Genomic DNA, 15,969 nt, shown 5'->3' on the forward strand with positions numbered 1-15,969 from the left:
CCGATGGCCACGCCCGACCGCGACGGCGGGACGGCCCGCGCCCCCGCCCGCGCCACGGCCGCCGAACGCCGGGGCCGCGCCCCGCGCTCCCGTCCGCGCCATCCCGATCCGGCGGCTCCGCCCACCGGCCCGCACGGCGTCCGCCTCCAGGTTCTCCCTCACCAGGGCGCCGGGGCCGGCCCGCCGCGGATCGCGGTCCCTCCTCGGCAGGGGCGCGCGCGGATCCGGTCTCCGGAACGGGGCGCGGCCCCTCCCCCGCGGGCGGTCAGCCCGTCCAGGGCAGGCGGAGCGCCTCCAGCTCCGGGTCGGCGAGCAGCGCCTCGATGAGCGACACGGGCCCGACCACCTTGGTGCCCCACAGGTCCCAGTCGCAGTAGACGACCCACGAGCGGTCGTCGGCCCACAGGTTGGACGGGCAGCTCTGCATGGCCGGATGGTCGTACAGCGCCGCCGCGTCCCCGAGCCGTCCCGCGAGAACGGTCTCGTCGTCCCACTCGGCCGTGACGAGCGGGCAGTAGTAGGCGAGGCACTCCGCGTCCTCGCCGCCGAGGTCGTGCCGGATCAGCACGCCGATCAGCCGCTGCCAGCTCTCCCGGTCGAGGCAGCCCTCGGCGGGCGGCGCGATGGCCGCCGACCAGCTCCCCGTCGGGTGCGCCTGCCGCAGGCAGCGGTTGCCGGGCAGCTCGCCCTCCGGCACCGGCGGCTCGCCGAACCCCCTCGCCAGCTCGGCCCAGCGCAGCCGCCGCCACCCGGCGCCCGGATGGCCGCTGCGGCCGAGGCCGGTTCCGGTCACGACCGCGCCCTCCAGCAGGTCGCCGAGGTCGGCGTCGGCGGTCACGTCCGGCTCGGTGAGCCCGGCCGCGCGCACCGACTGGTGGACGTCGTCGTGCGTGGTGGTGACCAGGCCCTCCTTCCACGCGTACATGGCGTGCAGGATCCAGGCCGCGTCGGGACGGCGCGGCGGCTCGAACCCCGAGTAGCAGTGGTCCGGGTCGAGCTCGCTGAGCCAGCCGACGGCGGCGCCGGGCACCGGGGTCCAGGCGTCCTCGACGCCGGCGTGTTCGGAATCGGCCATGCCCGCATCCTGCCACCCTTCGCAGCGACCGCGATACGCAGCATCACCCGACCGCGCGGCGTGTCACCCTCCGGACGCGCCGCCCGCGTCCCGCGCGCGGGCCACCGCGCTTCCGGGGTCAGGCGCGCAGCAGCGCGTCGAGCCGTCCGGCCTGGATCTCCCAGCGCCACTCGCGCTCGATCCACGCGCGGCCCCGCTCCCCCAGCCGCCGCGCGCGGGCGGGATCGGCGAGCAGCCCCGACACGGCGGCGGCGACGGACGCGACCGAACGGCCCGGCACGACCACGCCGGTCTCGCCGTCCAGCACCGCGTCGGGCGCGCCGCCCGAGTCGCCCGCCACGACGGGCAGGCCGGTCGCGGACGCCTCCAGGTAGACGATGCCGAGCCCCTCGACGTCCAGCCCGCGGTTGCGCGTCCGGCACGGCATGGCGAACACGTCGCCCGCGTCGTAGTGCGCGGGCAGCTCCTCCCACGGCACGCCGCCGGTGAACACGACCGAGCGGGCCACGCCGAGCGACGCCGCGAGCCGTTCCAGATCCGCGCGGTACGGCCCGCCGCCGACCAGCAGCAGCGCCGCGTCCGGAACGGCGCGCAGCACGCGCGGCCACGCGTGGATCAGCGCGTCCTGCCCCTTGCGCGGGACGAGCCGCGACACGCACACCGCCACGGGCCTCCCGGACAGCCCGTGCCGCTCCCGTACGGCCTCTCCCCCGGCTCCCGGACGGAAGACCTTCTCGTCCACTCCCGGGGCCAGCCTCGCCATCCTGGAGGCCGCCGCGGGCGACAGCGCCCGCGCCATCCGCGACCGCGTGTACTCCCCGAGGTAGGTCAGCACGTCCACCCCGTCGCCGATGCGCCGCAGCGCCCGGCGCGCGACGGGCAGCGCCGCCCAGCCGGCCTCGTGCCCGTGCGTGATGCCGACGAACCGCCGGACGCCCCGCCGCCGCAGCGCCGGGGCGAGCAGCCCGAGCGGAGCCGCCGCGCCGAACACGACCGAGTCGCACCCCTCGGCGCGGACGATCTCGGCGGCGCGGCGCAGCACGGACGGCTCCGGCAGCATCAGCGAGGTCGGGTGCCGCACGACCGGGAACGGCTGCTCCGCGTCGAACGCCGCCGCGCCCTGCCACGCGGGCGCGTACACCGCCACCGAGCCCGGCGGCCTCCGCGCCGCCAGGCCGTGCACGAACGCCTGGATGCCGCCGGGGCGCGGCGGGAAGTCGTTGGTCACGATGAGGGTCCTGGTCATGGCCCGACCAGGATGCCACGCACCCCCGCGCGCCCCGCCGCGGCCCCGGGGAGCCCCCGACCGGGCCCCGGAAAAAGGCCGGGGCCTGGAGAAAGGCCGGGGCCCGCCCCCGGTCTCCCGGTGGCGGGCCCCGGTCCCGTGGCGAACGGGACCGTCGGACGGCGCGCGGCCGTCCCGCGGTGTCAGTGCCTGGTGATCTGCTTGCGCTCGCCGCCGCTCTCGACCTCGCCGTGCTCCTCGCCGTGGCCGTGCTCCTCGACGGGGACGTCGTCGAACGTCCAGGCCCGGTTGAGCCGCGACCGCAGGTGCCCGAGCGGGCCCTTGGTCCCGGCGCCGGGACGCCGTTGGCGTCGACGGCGGGCGCCTCGGGACGGGCGTTCTCCTTGGAGAGGATCGTGACCCGCTCCTCGTCGCGCGCGGGCTCGTGCCGCTCGCTGAACTTCCCGTCCGGCGACATGACGATCACGCCGCTCTCCACGCCGTGCCCGATCGTGTCGGCGTCCTTGCGCTGGAGGCCGAGGCAGATCCGCTTGGTGATGATGTAGGCCAGCACCGGCGCCACGAAGAACGCCACCCGGAAGAACCAGGTCGTCGCGAACAGCGAGACGTGGAACCGCTCGGCGAGCACGTCGTTGGCGCCCGCGAGCCACAGCAGCCCGTAGAACGTCACGGCCGCGATGCCGACGGCCGTGCGGACCGGGGCGTTGCGCGGGCGGTCGTTGACGTGGTGGAGCCGCTTGTCGCCGGTCACCCACTGCTCGATGAACGGCCACAGCATCGCGCCGGTGAAGATGATGCCGAGCGGCACCGCCGCGGGGATCAGCACGTTCAGGCTGAGCGTGTGCCCCCAGGCCGTGATCTCCCAGTTGGGCATGATGCGCAGGGAGCCCTCCAGGACGCCCATGTACCAGTCCGGCTGGGACGCCGAGGAGATCGCGCCCGGATCGTACGGCCCGAACAGCCAGATCGGGTTGATCTGCGCGAACGTGGCCAGCAGCGCCAGCACGCCGAACGTGAACAGGAAGTAGGCGCCCGTCTTGGCCATGAAGACCGGGTAGAACGGGTAACCGTACACCTGCTCCTCGGTCTGGTTCTTGACCGGCATCGAGGTGTGCTTCTGATGCCACATGATCATCATGTGCGCGGTGACCAGCCCCAGGATCACGCCCGGGATCAGCAGCACGTGCAGGGTGAACAGCCGCGGCACGATGTCCTGGCCGGGGAACTCGCCGCCGAACAGGAACATGTAGACGTACGTGCCGACCAGCGGCAGCGCCTCGGCCACGCCCTGCGTGATGCGCAGGCCGGTGCCCGACAGCAGGTCGTCCGGCAGGGAGTAGCCGAACAGGCCCTCCAGCATCCCGAGGATGAACATCGTGATGCCGATGAGCCAGTTCAGCTCGCGCGGCTTGCGGTACGCGCCGGTGAAGAAGATCCGCAGCATGTGCGCCAGGATCGACGCCATGAACAGCAGCGCCGCCCAGTGGTGGATCTGCCGCATGAGCAGCCCGCCGCGGACGTCGAAGCTGATGTGCAGCGTCGAGGCGTACGCCTCGGACATCTTCACGCCGTTCAGCTTGGTGTACGACCCGTCGTACACCACCTCGATCATGCTGGGCTTGAACCAGAGCGTCAGGAACGTCCCGGTCAGCAGCAGGATGATGAAGGAGTACAGGGCGATCTCGCCCAGCATGAACGACCAGTGGTCAGGGAAGACCTTCTTGACGTTGCGCTTCAGGAAGCCCGTGGAGCCCAGCCGGTCGTCCAGGAACGTCAGCGGCCCCTCGACCGCCTTGGGGGCCGTCGTCGCCTCGCTCATCCGCGCTCCCAGAAGCTCGGGCCGATGGGCTCGTGGTAGTCACTCGTCGCGACGATGTAACCGTCCTCCACGGCCAGCGGCAACTGCGGCAGCGGACGCGCCGCCGGGCCGAACACGACCTTGGCCGCGTCGGTGGCGTCGAACGTCGACTGGTGGCACGGGCACAGGATGTGGTGCGTGGTCTGCTCGTACAGCGCCGCCGGGCAGCCGACGTGCGTGCAGATCTTCGAGTAGGCCACGATCCCGTTGATGTGCCAGTTCTCGCGCCCCTTGGCGGGCTTGAACTGCTCCGCCGGGACGTTGATGAGGATGGTGACGGCCTTCGCGGTCTGCGTCAGCACCTTCTCCTCGGGCACGTCGTGCTCGATGCCCTCGGGCAGCACGGTGATCATCGCGCCCGGGGAGGAGAAGTCGCTGACCCGCAGGGGACGGTTGGTGCCGTCCACCACCAGGCGCACGCCCTTCTTGCCCTGGGACTGCGCCTTCTTGACGGCCTCGCCCCAGAACGTGTGCCGCAGCCGCTTCTCGGGCAGCGGCCCGAGGTCGCGCAGCAGGACGAGCGGCGCGAGGCCGAGCGGCGCGGCGGCCAGCAGCAGCGTGCGGCGCAGCAGCGGCCGCTTGGTGATGCCGCTGTCGGTCGCGCCCTCCATGAAGTCCTGCGCGAAGCTCTCGCGCGTGGCGTCGTCGACCCGCATCTCGTGCCGGTCCTGGACGATCGGCCGGCTGGTCATCAGGCGGCGCACCCAGATGGTCACGCCGACCGCCAGCGCCAGGAACGACAGCGCCATCATGCCGCCGAGCCAGAGGTTGGACTCCCTGGCCCGGTGGATGCCGTGCATCCCGCCGTTCCGGCCGCTCCAGCCGATGTAGTAGGCGATGAACGCCACGCTGCCGGCGAAGGCGAGCAGGAAGAACGTCGCGACGATCCGCTCCGCGCGCTTGGCGGACGCCTCGTCGAGCTCCTCGCCCGCCCCGGCCGGGGCGGAGTGCTCGTCCTCTCCAGGCAGCAGGGCCTTGCCCTTCGCCGGCGAGGGCGTGCCGACCACCCGTTCCGGCGTGCCGCCGCCCTCGCGGGGCTCCTCGGAGCCCGTGTCCTTGTTGTCGTCGCTCATGACTTCTTCAGCTTCTTCGGCTTCTTCGCGGTGATCCACATCGCCGCCAGCACCAGCAGCCCGATGCCGACCAGCCAGCCGACCAGGCCCTCGGACACCGGGCCGATGCGGCCGAGTCCGTTCCCGCCCGGGTTCGGCTCCTCACGCGTCTTGACCAGGTAGGCGATGATCGCCTGCTTGTTCTCCGGCGTGAGCGTGGTGTCGTTGAACACCGGCATGGCCTGCGGGCCGGTGAGCATGGCCTCGTAGATCTGGGTGGGCGTGACGTCGCTCTTGTCCAGCGGCGGCGCGTACTTGCCGCCGGTCAGCGCACCGCCCGAGCCCACGAAGCTGTGGCACTGGGCGCAGTTGGTGCGGAACAGCTTGCCGCCGAGCGCGGCGTCGCCCTTCTTCGGGTCCGTCGCCGTGGCGGGCGGGACCTCCGGTCCGCCGCCCAGCGAGGCGATGTAGGCGCGCAGGTCGGCGAGGTTCTTCTCGGCCCGGGCCTTCTGCTTCTCGGCCGCCTCGCGCTTCTCCGGCTCCTTGTAGTCGGTCCGGATCGTGGTGTCGAAGTCGGGGACCGGCTTCTTGCGCGGCATCTGCGCGCCAGGGTTCATCGCGGGCATGCGGCCCGTGCTGACCTGGAAGTCGACGGATGCGGCGCCCACTCCGAGAAGACTCGGTGCGAGCGGCTTGCCCTTGGCGTCCTTGGAGCCCTCGGCGTTCAGCCCGTGGCAACTCGCGCAGTTCTTGTTGAACAGCTGCTGGCCGTTCTTCAGATCCTCCGCGGCTTGGGCCGTGTTCTGCGCCTCGGCGCGTTCAGTCTGCGGCGAGAAGCCGGCGTAGATGACGCCGATCGCCGCCAGGGCCGCCAGCACGACGGCGTAGCCCGCCCAGGGGCGCCGTCGCCATGCGGTGAACCTTTTCACGGATTTCCCCGTTCGGGTCATGTCGTCAGGTGTTCGGATAATCCCGGGGGCGGGCCCCCAGACCCCGGGGCTTCGGCCCCAAGGACACGGCGTTTACAGGTCGAGCAGGTAGATGGTCGCGAACAGGCCGATCCAGACCACGTCCACGAAGTGCCAGTAGTACGACACGACGATCGCGCTCGTCGCCTGCTCGTGGGTCCAGCGCTTCGCGGCGTAGGTGCGTCCGAGCACGAACAGGAAGGCGACCAGCCCGCCGGTGACGTGCAGGCCGTGGAAACCGGTGGTCAGGTAGAAGACCGAGCCGTAGGCCGAGGAGGAGAGCGTGAGGCCGTCCTCCTTGACGAGCGAGTAGTACTCGTACGCCTGACCGGCGACGAAGTACGCGCCCATGAGGAACGAAAGGACGTACCACTCGCGCAGACCCCACCGGCGGAAGTTCAGCCACCCGCCGTCGCGTCCGACCTTGCCGGCCTCGGCCTTGAACACGCCCATCTGGCACGTCACCGAGGACAGGACCAGGATGGTGGTGTTCACGGCGGACAGGGGCAGGTTCAGGTTGGCGCCGGGCCAGGAGTCGTGCCCGGACTGGCCGATCGTCACGGAGCGGATCGTGAAGTACATCGCGAACAGGGCCGCGAAGAACATCAGCTCGGACGACAGCCAGACGATCGTCCCCACGCTGACTAGATTGGGACGATTTGCCCGAGCGTGAGGTGTTGTCTCTATCGCGGATGCTGTTGCCACGGGCAGCATTATTACGTCACCGGTTCGGGTACCGACGCATGACCCCCCTTCTGGAGTTCCCGAGCGTGTCCCGAGATCGCCTCGCGAGCGCTCTCCCGACGTCCCGAATCCCTTGCGCACCAGGCGTTACGGGCTCCTGGTAACGATCTGGCGATGGCGCCGCCGCACGCGACACCCCCGGGACGCGCGCGGAGCGCCCCCGCGAGGGCCGCCGGAGGCCCGCGCGCGTGCCCGGCCACGCGCGCGGCAACGCGCGGTCACCCGCGGGTAACATCGAACCGGCCCCGGGATCTCGTGCCCGCGCACCCGAACCGGTAGCCTTCACTGCCATGAGCACCGCCCCGGAGAGCCCGATGAAGATCCTCGTCTACAGCGACGACGCGAACACCCGCGCCCAGATCCGGATGGCGATCGGGCGCCGGCCCGCCGCGGACCTCCCGACGGTCGAGTACGTCGAGGTCGCGACGCAGCCGGCCGTGGTCGCCAGGCTCGACGAGGGCGGCATCGACGTGGTCGTGGTGGACGGCGAGGCGCAGCCCGCCGGCGGGCTCGGCGTGTGCCGCCAGGCCAAGGACGAGGTGTACGACTGCCCGCCGGTGCTCGCGATCATCGCGCGGCGCGACGACGGCTGGCTGGCCACCTGGTCCCGCGCCGACGCCGTGGTGAGCCTGCCGCTCGACCCGATGGCGCTGGCCGTCGCGGTCGCCGACCTCATGCGCTGGCGGGCCGGCGACCGCCTTCCGGCTCTGTAAGACCCGCTCGCCGGGGAGGCGGGGGCGAGCCCCCGTCCCAGGGGCCCGGCACCCGCGCGCCCCCGCGGGCCCCACCCGACCCTGGGGGAACGAATGGACGCGCGAACGACCTGGTCCGCACTGTTGAACGCCCTGCTCGACGGCGAGTCGCTGACGAGCGAGGAGACCGCCTGGGCGATGAACCGCATCATGGGCGGCGACGCCACCGACGTGCAGATCGCGGGCTTCGCCGTCGCGATCCGCGCCAAGGGCGAGACCGTCGCCGAGGTCGCGGGCCTCGCCGAGGGCATGCTCGACAACGCCACGCTGGTGGACGTCCCGGGCCGGTTCGGCGACCTGGTCGGCACCGGCGGCGACCGGGCCCACACCGTCAACATCTCCACCATGGCCGCCGTGGTCGGGGCCGCGGCCGGGGTGAAGGTCGTCAAGCACGGCAACCGCGCCGCGACCTCGTCCTGCGGCTCGGCCGACCTGCTGGAGGAGCTCGGCGTCGCGATCGACCTGCCGCCCGCCGAGACGGCCCGGGTCGCCGAGGAGCTCGGCATCACGTTCTGCTTCGCCCCGCGGTTCCACAAGGCGCTGCGGTACGCGGCCAAGGCGCGCAGCGAGCTCGGCACGCCGACGGTGTTCAACTTCCTCGGCCCGCTGACCAACCCGGCCAGGCCGAGCGCGCAGGCGGTCGGGGTGTTCCACCCGAGGATGGCCGGGATCATCGCGGGGGTGTTCGCCGAGCGGGGCTGCTCGTCGCTGGTGTTCCGCGGCGACGACGGCCTGGACGAGCTGACCACCACCGGCACGTCCACCGTGTGGGTCGTCCGGGACGGCACCTCCACCAGGACCGTGTTCGACCCCGCCGACCTCGGCATCCCCCCGGCGCGGCCGGAGGACCTGCGGGGGGCCGACGCCGCGTTCAACGGGCGGGTGGCGCGCGAGCTGTTCGGGGGCCGGACGGGCCCGGTCCGCGACATGGTGCTGCTCAACGCCGCCGCGCTCATCACGGCCTACGAGGGCACGCCGCCCCCCGACCGGCTCACCGAGACGCTGCGCGCCGCGTACGAGCGGGCCGCCCAGGCGATCGACACAGGTGCCGCGAGCACACTCCTGGACCGCTGGGTGGCCTTCAGCCGCGCCCTGAAGAACTGACCCGAACGGCGAGACGCCCCCGCGGCGGCCCGGCCACCGCGACGGGACGACGGGACGGGCGGGACGTGACGGGCGCGCCGGGCGGGGCCGTGGCGGCGGGGGGTTAGTCGGCGTCGGGGAGGCCCAGGGAGAAAGCGACCTCCAGGTCGTGCTGGGAGTAGGTGCGGAAGGCGATGTGGGTCTCGGTGTCGACGATGCCGGGCACCTTGTTGAGCCGTCCCGGGATCACGTCGTTCAGCTCCTCGTGGCGGCGGACCCGGACCATCGCGATCAGGTCGTGCGCGCCGGTGATCGAGTAGACCTCGCTGACGCCGTCCAGAGCGGCGATCGTCTCGGCCACCTCGTGGATGCGCGCGACGTCGGCCTTGACGAACACGATGGCAGTGACCACTGCACCCCTCCCGATTCGGAACGGACTGCACTCTACCCGCGGGCCCGACGGCCCCCGTCCCCGCCGTGCCATGCGGGCCGCGCGAGGCGTTCGGGCCGGGCGGTCAGCCGCGGCTGAGGGAGATGGGGCCGCGGGACGGTCCGGCGCGGCGGGCGAGCAGCCCGAACAGCATGCCCGCGGCGAAGCCGTAGATGTGCGCGGTGTAGGCGACGTTGCTCTCCTCGTCGCCGAGCGACAGCCATTGCAGGACGAACCAGTAGCCGAGCACCACCCACACCGGCAGCCGGACGACGACGACCGGCGGGACGAGGCTGACGATCCGCCCGCGCGGGTTGAGCACCAGGTAGGCGCCGAGCACGCCCGCGATGGCCCCGGACGCGCCGATCAGCGGCGCCGACGAGTGCGGCGAGGTGTAGGCGAACCCGTAGACGGCCACGAGCCCGAACAGCAGGTAGCTCAGCAGGTAGCGCCATCGGCCGAGCCTGTCCTCCACGCCCATCCCGACGACGAACAGCGCGACGAGGTTGCCGAGCAGGTGCAGCGCCCCGAGTGCACGAACATCGAGGTGAAGGCGGAGACCCAGGGCGTCTTGCGGAACGTGGGGTCGCCGCAGCGCCCGGCGACGTCCGGGGGCATCGCCCGCTGCTCGCCGGACGTGAGCTCGTCCGGGACGGCCCCGTAGCGGTAGCTGTACTGGTCGGTCTTGCACTCGCGCACGCGGCCCTCGCCGTACCAGCCCGACACCTGCGCCATGGGCGACAGCAGGAACACCACGACGTTGACCGCCACCAGCAGGTACGTGACCCAAGGGACGCGCCTCGCGGGCTGGCTGTCATACAGGGGCAGGGCCATGCACGGGAGTCCTCACCGAGTCGCCGGATCACCGGAACGCACGCTTCACCGGAACGCGGGGGCGCCGGATACATCCGTCACCTTAGCGGGCGGCCGGACCGGCGCCGCTCGTCCGGCTCGACCGGCGCGTAGGCGTTGTCGATCCAGCGGCGCAGGCCCTCGGCGCCGTGGGCCGGGCAGGTCCAGTCGCCGTCGACCTCGACGAGCCGTACGCCCGGGGCGTCCATCCAGCGCAGCACGCACTCCATCTCCTCGGCCGTGGCCCCGCCGGACGGCCCGTCGCCGAGCGCGACGCCGCCGGGCGCTCCCCCGGCGGGCGGGAACACCGTCTCGGCGGTCGCGATGAGCGCGTCGACGTAGGGGCGCGGGTGGGCGTTGGGCGGGATCGTCCCGGCGGCGGCGAGCCGGCCGTAGCGGACGACCGACAGCTCCCATCCGCCGTCGAACGCGGGCTTGGCGGCGACGAGCTGCGGCAGCCGGGCGAGCGCCGCGAGCCGCTGCCCGCGGGCGGCGGCGCGGACGAACGCGGCGAGCCGGTCGCGCTGGGCGGCGGCCTCCTCGTAGCGCAGCTCGGACGCGAGCCGGTCGATGCGCACCTGCGCGGCGGCGACGACGGGGCGCACGTCGCCCTCCATCACCGAACGGGCCGTCTCGGCGTGCACCCCGTAGGCGTCGGGCGACTCGCGGCCGTCGCACGGCGCGCCGCAGCGGCCGAGCTCGGCGAGCGCGCAGGTGCGGGCCCGGCCGCGCTCGATCAGCCGGAGCGTGAGGCGCTGCGTGCACTGGCGCAGCGGGACGGCCTCGTGCAGCGCCGCGCGCGCCTCCTCAGCCTGCCGCCGCGATCCCATCGGCCCGAGGTAGGAGGCGCCGTCGGCGCGCGCCTCGCGGACGACCGACAGGCGCGGGAACGGCTCGACGGTCAGCTTGAGCCAGAGGGCCCGCTCGGGGAACTTGGACCGCCGGTTGTAGCGCGGCTTGTGCGCGGCGATGAGCCGCAGCTCGCGGACCTCGGCCTCCAGGCCGGTCGCGCACACGATGGGACGGACCCGTTCGGCGAGGCCGACCATCTCGCGCACCCGCCAGCGCGTCTCGGAACCGGTGAAGTAGCTGCGCACCCGGGACCGCAGGTCGCCGCTCTTGCCGACGTAGAGGACCTCGCCGGCGTCGTCCTCGAACAGGTAGACGCCGGGCGCGCTCGGCACCTCGTCGGCGAGGTGCCGCTTGCGGCGCTGCTCGGAGGTGGGCGCCTTGGCGAAGCCGCGCAGCTCCTCCAGCGACGTCACGCCGAACGAGCCGAGCCGTTCGATCAGGCCGTGCAGGACGTCGACGGTGGCGCGGGCGTCGGCGAGCGCGCGGTGCGTCGGCTCGGTCGCGGCGCGGAAGTAGCGGGCGAGCGTGCCGAGCTTGCAGTTGGGGACCTCGTCCTTGGTGAGCACGCGGCGGGCGAGGTCGACGGTGTCGACCACGGGGAACGCGGGCCAGGCGTAGCCGCCCTCCGTGCACGCGGCCTTGAGGAACCCGATGTCGAACGGCGCGTTGTGCGCGACGAGCACGCAGCCGCGCGCGAACTCCAGGAACGCGGGGAGCACCGAGTCCATCCGGGGGCGGCCGTCACCATCGCGGTGGTGATGCCGGTGAGCGCGGTGATGAACGGCGGGACCGGGCCCCGGGGTCGACCAGCGTGCCGAAGTCGCCCAGCTCGGCCCCGCCGCGCACCTTGACCGCGCCGATCTCGGTGATGGCGGACTCGGACGGCGACCCGCCCGTGGTCTCCAGGTCGACCACCACGAAGGTGACCTCGGCCAGGGGTGTACCGAGCTCGTCCAGGGTTCCCTGGACGCCGTGCGCAGCCGTCATGCCCGCGAACGTAGAGCACGCCACCGACAGAGCCGCGCCCGCTAGGGTGAACCGGTGGCCGCGGGGGCGGAGGCGCGCACGCGGCGCGCGTTCCGGCCGATCATGTGTCCGTGCTGGTTAAGGTGCCTGTGCCCCGGGGAAGACACCCTGTCACCCGGAAGAGCGCGGGGCACCGGCAGCGGTCTGGGAGGAGCGGGATCATCGACAGCGGCCCGGAAGCGGCGGAGCGCCTGGCCCGTCCCCTGCCCGAGGCGGTCCGGCAGAGCGTCGTGGAGACCGCCGCGGAGCTGCTCGGCGCGCTGCCGTCCGACGAGGTCCCCGCGCAGCTGCGCCCGTTCGCGCGGTTCGAGCGCCGCAAGCGCGCCAAGCTCGCCGGGCAGCCGATCGCCGCGCTGCTGGAGAAGGACGAGGCGTTCCGGCTGCGGGTGGCCGCGCCGCTGCGCGAGGCGCAGCCCGACCTGGTCGACGCGGTCGAGGCCCGCGACGTGCCGCCCGCCGCCGACCCGGTGGCGGTCGCCGCCATCGCCTACCTGCTGCGCCCCGAGGGGTGGACGGGCCTGGTGGAGGCGGCGCGCGAGGAGCTGGAGCGGTCCGCGAGCGCGGTCGAGGGCGAGGCCGCCGAACGCCGCGTCGCCGCGTTGCGCGAGGAGCTGGCCGCCGCCCGCTCCGCCCGCGCCGCCGAGCTGGAGAAGCTGCGCTCGGAGCTGCGCGAGGCGAAGTCCGAGGTGGCCGAGCTGCGCCGCAAGCTGCACGACGCGCGCGCGAAGGCGCGCACCGCGCAGGACCGGGCCGAGGAGGTCGCCGCGGTGAGCGAGCGGGAGCTGGCCGCCGCGCGGGAGGTCGCCACGGCCGCCGACAAGGAGCTGCGCAAGCTGCGCGGGCGGGTCGGGCAGGCCGAGGCCAACGCCGAGGCCGCCAGGCGGGCCGCGCGCGAGGGCCGCAACGTCGACGACGTGCGGCTGCGGATGCTGCTCGACACGCTGGTGGACGCGGCGCAGGGCGTGCGCCGCGAGCTGGCGCTGCCGTCCACGATCGGGCGCCCGGCCGACGCGGTCGGCGGGCTGGAGCCCGAACGGCTCGCGCACGGCGCGCTGCCCGGCCGCGCGCTGTCCGACAGCGACCCGCAACTGCTCGACCGGCTGCTGACGCTCCCGCGCGTGCACCTCGTCGTCGACGGCTACAACGTCACCAAGTCGGGCTACGGCGAGCTGCCGCTGTCCGACCAGCGCAGCCGACTGCTCTCGGGCCTCGGCGGCCTCGCCGCGCAGACCCGCGCCGAGGTCACCTGCGTGTTCGACGGCGCCGAGCTGGACGCGCCGGTCGCGATCGCCGCGCCGCGCGGCGTGCGGGTGCTGTTCAGCCGTCCCGGGCAGACCGCCGACGAGCTGATCGGCGAGCTGGTCCGCGCCGAGCCGCACGGGCGCGCGCTGGTGGTCGTGTCGTCCGACCGGGAGGTCGCGGACGCGGCGCGGCGGGCGGGCGCGCGGCCCGCGCCGTCCACCCTGCTGCTGCGCCGGCTCGGCCGCGGCTAGCCGTACGAGCCGTCCGGGTCCCTTGCCACTCAGGTCACCGGTGTCCCCCGCGTCGCGTCCGGTGCGCCGTTCCGCGCGGAACGCGGGGCTGACCCGTGCTGTCGGGAGCGGTAAGTGATCTTGTGCTCACACAAAGTGGGTGTTCCACGAATAACCAGTGCAAGAGTGACGATTCGGTTGTGACGGGTGTGGGCCATCGCTAATGTCGGGCGCTGACGTCTTGGATGAGAGGGGCGATTTCGACCGTGGCCAAAGATCTCACCGGGGCCTCCGCGCGTTCGCGGAGCCAGCGGAGCGGTGCCCTGGGGGGCGGCGCCTCGCGGCGGCTGGCGGCGACCGCCTGCCTGGCCGTGACGGCCTCCTTCAGCATTCCGGCGGTGACGGCGCAGGCCGCGCCGAAGCCGAGCGCGAGTGAGGTCCAGAAGAAGCTGACCAGACTGAACGAGCAGGTCGACCAGCTCGTCGAGAAGTACAACCAGGTCAACGAGCAGCTCAAGGTCGCCAAGAAGAAGCTCCAGGCGGCCAAGAAGTCCAGCGCGGCCGAGAAGACCGCGTTCGAGGAGCAGCGCCGCAAGATGGCCGAGATGGCCGCCTCGGCGTACAAGAACGGCGACACCGGCGACGTCCAGGGCTTCGTCGGCGGCCGCGACCCGCAGGCCGTGCTCGACCAGGCGTCGGTGCTCGCGCAGCTCTCGTCGAACCGCAACGGCGAGCTGGCCCAGTTCCTCACCTCCGCGCAGCGGCTGCGCCGCCAGGAGGCGCAGGCCCAGACCGGCTACAACGAGGTCGCGGGCAAGGCCAAGGAGCTGCGGGACCAGAAGAAGAAGATCGACAAGTCGGTCGCGCAGCAGAAGAAGCTGCTCGCCAAGCTCGGCCAGAAGGCCGACACCCCGGGCAAGGGCGGCGGCACCGGCGGCTCGTACCACGGCCCCGCCAGCGGCTCGGCGGCGAAGGCCCTGAACTTCGCGTACGCGCAGCTCGGCAAGCCGTACTCCTACGGCGCCACCGGCCCGAGCTCGTACGACTGCTCCGGCCTCACGATGAAGTCGTGGGGCGCCGCGGGCGTCAGCATCACCCGCACCACCAACTCCCAGTACGCCGCCACCAAGCGCGTCGACAAGGGCTCCCTCCAGCCCGGCGACCTGGTGTTCTTCAACAGCCTCGGGCACGTCGGCATGTACGTCGGCGGCGGCAAGATGATCCACGCGCCGCGTACCGGCAAGAACGTCGAGGTCGTGGACATCACCTCCGGCTACTACGCCTCGAACTACTACGGCGCGGGACGCCCGTAGCGGCCGTACGGCCACCCGGCAGGGCTCACTCCGGGTCCCGGCCGCGCGACGTCCAGGCCCGCCCTCCAGGTCCGCTCAGGACCGGACGGCGGGCCTTCGGCGTTCCCGGGGACGGGCAGGACGCCCGGCGTACCCGCGCTGACCTGCAAAGTAAAGTTTTTTGCCCGGGATTTGCCTAAGCCTTGCCCTTTGGTACTTTGGCACCACTCGCGGCGCCTTCCAGCCGCCGCGTCCCACGCGACGCCTCCCATGCGCCGCGCCCCGCACGGCGGCTCGACCGCCGTGCCGCGGCACGAACCACGTGCCGCGACCCCCATGGCCGGCCCGGCCGAACCGTGCGCACGCCGCAGCGTGCATGGCGCTGAGAGCGCGCCACGTCGGATCCGGGGCCCGCCGCTTCTGCACAACTCAGCGCCGCTCCTCCGCACCGGGACACAAGGGTCCCGTGCACGGGCCCCATCGCGCCCGGGAGAACGCCAGCGGCAGCGCCGAGTCCGCCACAGCGCGGAGCCGGGGACCCAACCGCCCGGTCCAGCCCCCTGGACCAGGCAACGGGGTGAATCGGCCGGGGCCCACGGGCCCGGCCGTAGGGCACCTTCCACGCCCGAACCCGTCAGCTAACCCGGTAGGCGTCTGGAAGAAGGAGTGACCCCTGTCCAGCAACGCTGTCATCAGCATGGCCCGGCCCGCCCGCCTCGCCGGCGGTCTCGTGGCCGCGACCGCGGTGGCCCTCCCCCTGGTCGCGGGCGTGCACGCGCCCCCGGCCCACGCCGCCGCCAAGGCGGTACCGGTCGCCAAGGTCGTCAAGCAGGCTCAGCACAAGACTTGGGCGCAGCGGCAGAAGACCGCGCAGAAGGCGCTCAAGTACGCCCACGCGAAGAAGGGCAAGCCGTACCGCTACGGCGCGGCGGGCCCGAACGCGTTCGACTGCTCCGGTCTCGCCCAGTGGGCGTACAAGAAGGCCGGCGTGAAACTCCCCCGCGTCACCGGCGCCCAGTACAGCGCCGTGAGGAACAAGGTCTCCTGGAACAAGCTCGCCCCGGGTGACCTGGTGTTCTTCAACGGCAAGGGCCACGTGGGGATCGTCACCAAGCACGTCGGCAAGAAGATCTACATGATCCACGCTCCGCACAGCGGGAGCCACGTGAAGGTCGTGAAGCTCGACGCCTACCGGAAGAAGTCCTTCTCCGGCGCCGTACGCCCCTACTAGGGCGCTCTCCCGACCGTCCCGTACCAGGGCGCGGCC

15 protein-coding genes, 2 pseudogenes and 1 riboswitch are annotated in these 15,969 nt (G+C 73.0%); of the genes and pseudogenes, 7 read left to right on the forward strand and 10 right to left on the reverse strand.

The genetic code is table 11. The features are described 5' to 3' along the window. Positions 1-265: 265 nt before the first annotated feature. On the reverse strand, positions 266-1,075 hold the full coding sequence (locus GEV43_RS01755; RefSeq protein ID WP_160819195.1) for a hypothetical protein: 810 nt from the start codon (positions 1,073-1,075) through the stop codon (positions 266-268). A 118-nt stretch (positions 1,076-1,193) separates the two neighbouring features. Beyond that, positions 1,194-2,321, reverse strand: coding sequence for a glycosyltransferase family 4 protein (locus GEV43_RS01760; RefSeq protein ID WP_160819196.1), 1,128 nt, complete (start codon positions 2,319-2,321; stop codon positions 1,194-1,196). A 185-nt stretch (positions 2,322-2,506) separates the two neighbouring features. Here GEV43_RS01760 and GEV43_RS54515 point away from each other — a divergent pair, with 185 nt between their 5' ends. Both GEV43_RS54515 and GEV43_RS54520 read left to right on the forward strand, forming a co-directional pair. After that, positions 2,507-2,866, forward strand: a complete 360-nt coding sequence (locus GEV43_RS54515; protein WP_309239390.1) for a hypothetical protein — start codon at positions 2,507-2,509, stop codon at positions 2,864-2,866. Between the two features lie 192 nt (positions 2,867-3,058). Then, positions 3,059-3,349, forward strand: a complete 291-nt coding sequence (locus GEV43_RS54520) for a hypothetical protein (protein WP_309239391.1) — start codon at positions 3,059-3,061, stop codon at positions 3,347-3,349. Here GEV43_RS54520 and GEV43_RS54525 read toward each other — a convergent pair. The 4 genes and pseudogenes from GEV43_RS54525 to GEV43_RS01780 form a co-directional block, all read right to left on the reverse strand. Further along, positions 3,331-4,140 (reverse strand): annotated as a pseudogene (locus GEV43_RS54525) (cytochrome bc complex cytochrome b subunit); the annotation flags it as partial. The gene GEV43_RS54520 and the pseudogene GEV43_RS54525 sit on opposite strands and share 19 nt — an antisense overlap. Then, on the reverse strand, positions 4,137-5,252 hold the full coding sequence (locus tag GEV43_RS01770; RefSeq protein ID WP_160819197.1) for a ubiquinol-cytochrome c reductase iron-sulfur subunit: 1,116 nt from the start codon (positions 5,250-5,252) through the stop codon (positions 4,137-4,139). The gene GEV43_RS01770 and the pseudogene GEV43_RS54525, both read right to left, overlap by 4 nt. Next, complete coding sequence (locus tag GEV43_RS01775) at positions 5,249-6,160, reverse strand: cytochrome c (RefSeq protein WP_160819198.1); 912 nt, start codon at positions 6,158-6,160, stop codon at positions 5,249-5,251. Before GEV43_RS01775 ends, GEV43_RS01770 begins: the two co-directional genes overlap by 4 nt. Before the next feature lie 93 nt (positions 6,161-6,253). Beyond that, positions 6,254-6,913, reverse strand: coding sequence for a heme-copper oxidase subunit III (locus GEV43_RS01780; RefSeq protein ID WP_160819199.1), 660 nt, complete (start codon positions 6,911-6,913; stop codon positions 6,254-6,256). A gap of 320 nt (positions 6,914-7,233) precedes the next feature. Here GEV43_RS01780 and GEV43_RS01785 point away from each other — a divergent pair, with 320 nt between their 5' ends. Beyond that, complete coding sequence (locus tag GEV43_RS01785) at positions 7,234-7,656, forward strand: response regulator transcription factor (protein WP_160819200.1); 423 nt, start codon at positions 7,234-7,236, stop codon at positions 7,654-7,656. A gap of 93 nt (positions 7,657-7,749) precedes the next feature. Further along, a complete protein-coding gene (trpD, locus tag GEV43_RS01790; RefSeq protein WP_160819201.1) occupies positions 7,750-8,799 on the forward strand; it encodes an anthranilate phosphoribosyltransferase in 1,050 nt (349 codons plus the stop codon). A gap of 103 nt (positions 8,800-8,902) precedes the next feature. On the opposite strand, the gene GEV43_RS01795 is transcribed toward trpD, so the two are convergent. The 4 genes and pseudogenes from GEV43_RS01795 to GEV43_RS01805 all read right to left on the reverse strand — a co-directional run bounded on the left by GEV43_RS01795 (position 8,903) and on the right by GEV43_RS01805 (position 11,899). Next, entirely contained in the window at positions 8,903-9,190 is a 288-nt protein-coding gene (locus GEV43_RS01795) for an Lrp/AsnC family transcriptional regulator (RefSeq protein WP_160819202.1), read from the reverse strand. A gap of 103 nt (positions 9,191-9,293) precedes the next feature. Next, on the reverse strand, positions 9,294-9,689 hold the full coding sequence (locus tag GEV43_RS54530) for a rhomboid family intramembrane serine protease (protein WP_309239393.1): 396 nt from the start codon (positions 9,687-9,689) through the stop codon (positions 9,294-9,296). Next, entirely contained in the window at positions 9,647-10,042 is a 396-nt protein-coding gene (locus GEV43_RS54535) for a rhomboid family intramembrane serine protease (RefSeq protein ID WP_309239394.1), read from the reverse strand. Before GEV43_RS54535 ends, GEV43_RS54530 begins: the two co-directional genes overlap by 43 nt. A 77-nt stretch (positions 10,043-10,119) precedes the next feature. Next, positions 10,120-11,899, reverse strand: a pseudogene (locus GEV43_RS01805) (DEDD exonuclease domain-containing protein). A gap of 128 nt (positions 11,900-12,027) precedes the next feature. On the opposite strand from GEV43_RS01805, the gene GEV43_RS01810 reads away from it, so the two are divergent. The 3 genes from GEV43_RS01810 to GEV43_RS01820 all read left to right on the forward strand — a co-directional run bounded on the left by GEV43_RS01810 (position 12,028) and on the right by GEV43_RS01820 (position 15,933). Next, positions 12,028-13,431, forward strand: coding sequence for an NYN domain-containing protein (locus GEV43_RS01810; RefSeq protein WP_309239395.1), 1,404 nt, complete (start codon positions 12,028-12,030; stop codon positions 13,429-13,431). Positions 13,432-13,808: 377 nt separating this feature from the next. Next, entirely contained in the window at positions 13,809-14,723 is a 915-nt protein-coding gene (locus GEV43_RS01815; RefSeq protein WP_309239396.1) for an NlpC/P60 family protein, read from the forward strand. 476 nt (positions 14,724-15,199) lie between these two features. Then, positions 15,200-15,370, forward strand: a riboswitch (cyclic di-AMP (ydaO/yuaA leader). Positions 15,371-15,399: 29 nt separating this feature from the next. After that, positions 15,400-15,933 carry a C40 family peptidase gene (locus GEV43_RS01820; protein WP_160819204.1) on the forward strand — a complete coding sequence of 178 codons (534 nt, stop codon included), beginning with the start codon at positions 15,400-15,402 and terminating at the stop codon, positions 15,931-15,933. Positions 15,934-15,969: the final 36 nt, after the last annotated feature.

The sequence above is a fragment of the Actinomadura sp. J1-007 genome, from assembly GCF_009793335.1.
In the GTDB taxonomy this organism is placed as follows: Bacteria; Actinomycetota; Actinomycetes; order Streptosporangiales; family Streptosporangiaceae; genus Spirillospora; species Spirillospora yumaensis.

What these genes read in the sequence shown, in the direction of transcription:
- GEV43_RS01755 (WP_160819195.1), bottom strand. Translation starts at nt 1,075, where the DNA reads ATGGCCGATTCCGAACACGCCGGCGTCGAGGACGCCTGGACCCCGGTG.
- GEV43_RS01760 (WP_160819196.1), bottom strand. Translation starts at nt 2,321, where the DNA reads ATGACCAGGACCCTCATCGTGACCAACGACTTCCCGCCGCGCCCCGGC.
- GEV43_RS01770 (WP_160819197.1), bottom strand. Translation starts at nt 5,252, where the DNA reads ATGAGCGACGACAACAAGGACACGGGCTCCGAGGAGCCCCGCGAGGGC.
- GEV43_RS01780 (WP_160819199.1), bottom strand. Translation starts at nt 6,913, where the DNA reads ATGCTGCCCGTGGCAACAGCATCCGCGATAGAGACAACACCTCACGCT.
- GEV43_RS01785 (WP_160819200.1), top strand. Translation starts at nt 7,234, where the DNA reads ATGAGCACCGCCCCGGAGAGCCCGATGAAGATCCTCGTCTACAGCGAC.
- trpD (WP_160819201.1), top strand. Translation starts at nt 7,750, where the DNA reads ATGGACGCGCGAACGACCTGGTCCGCACTGTTGAACGCCCTGCTCGAC.
- GEV43_RS54530 (WP_309239393.1), bottom strand. Translation starts at nt 9,689, where the DNA reads ATGGGCGTGGAGGACAGGCTCGGCCGATGGCGCTACCTGCTGAGCTAC.
- GEV43_RS54535 (WP_309239394.1), bottom strand. Translation starts at nt 10,042, where the DNA reads ATGGCCCTGCCCCTGTATGACAGCCAGCCCGCGAGGCGCGTCCCTTGG.
- GEV43_RS01820 (WP_160819204.1), top strand. Translation starts at nt 15,400, where the DNA reads ATGGCCCGGCCCGCCCGCCTCGCCGGCGGTCTCGTGGCCGCGACCGCG.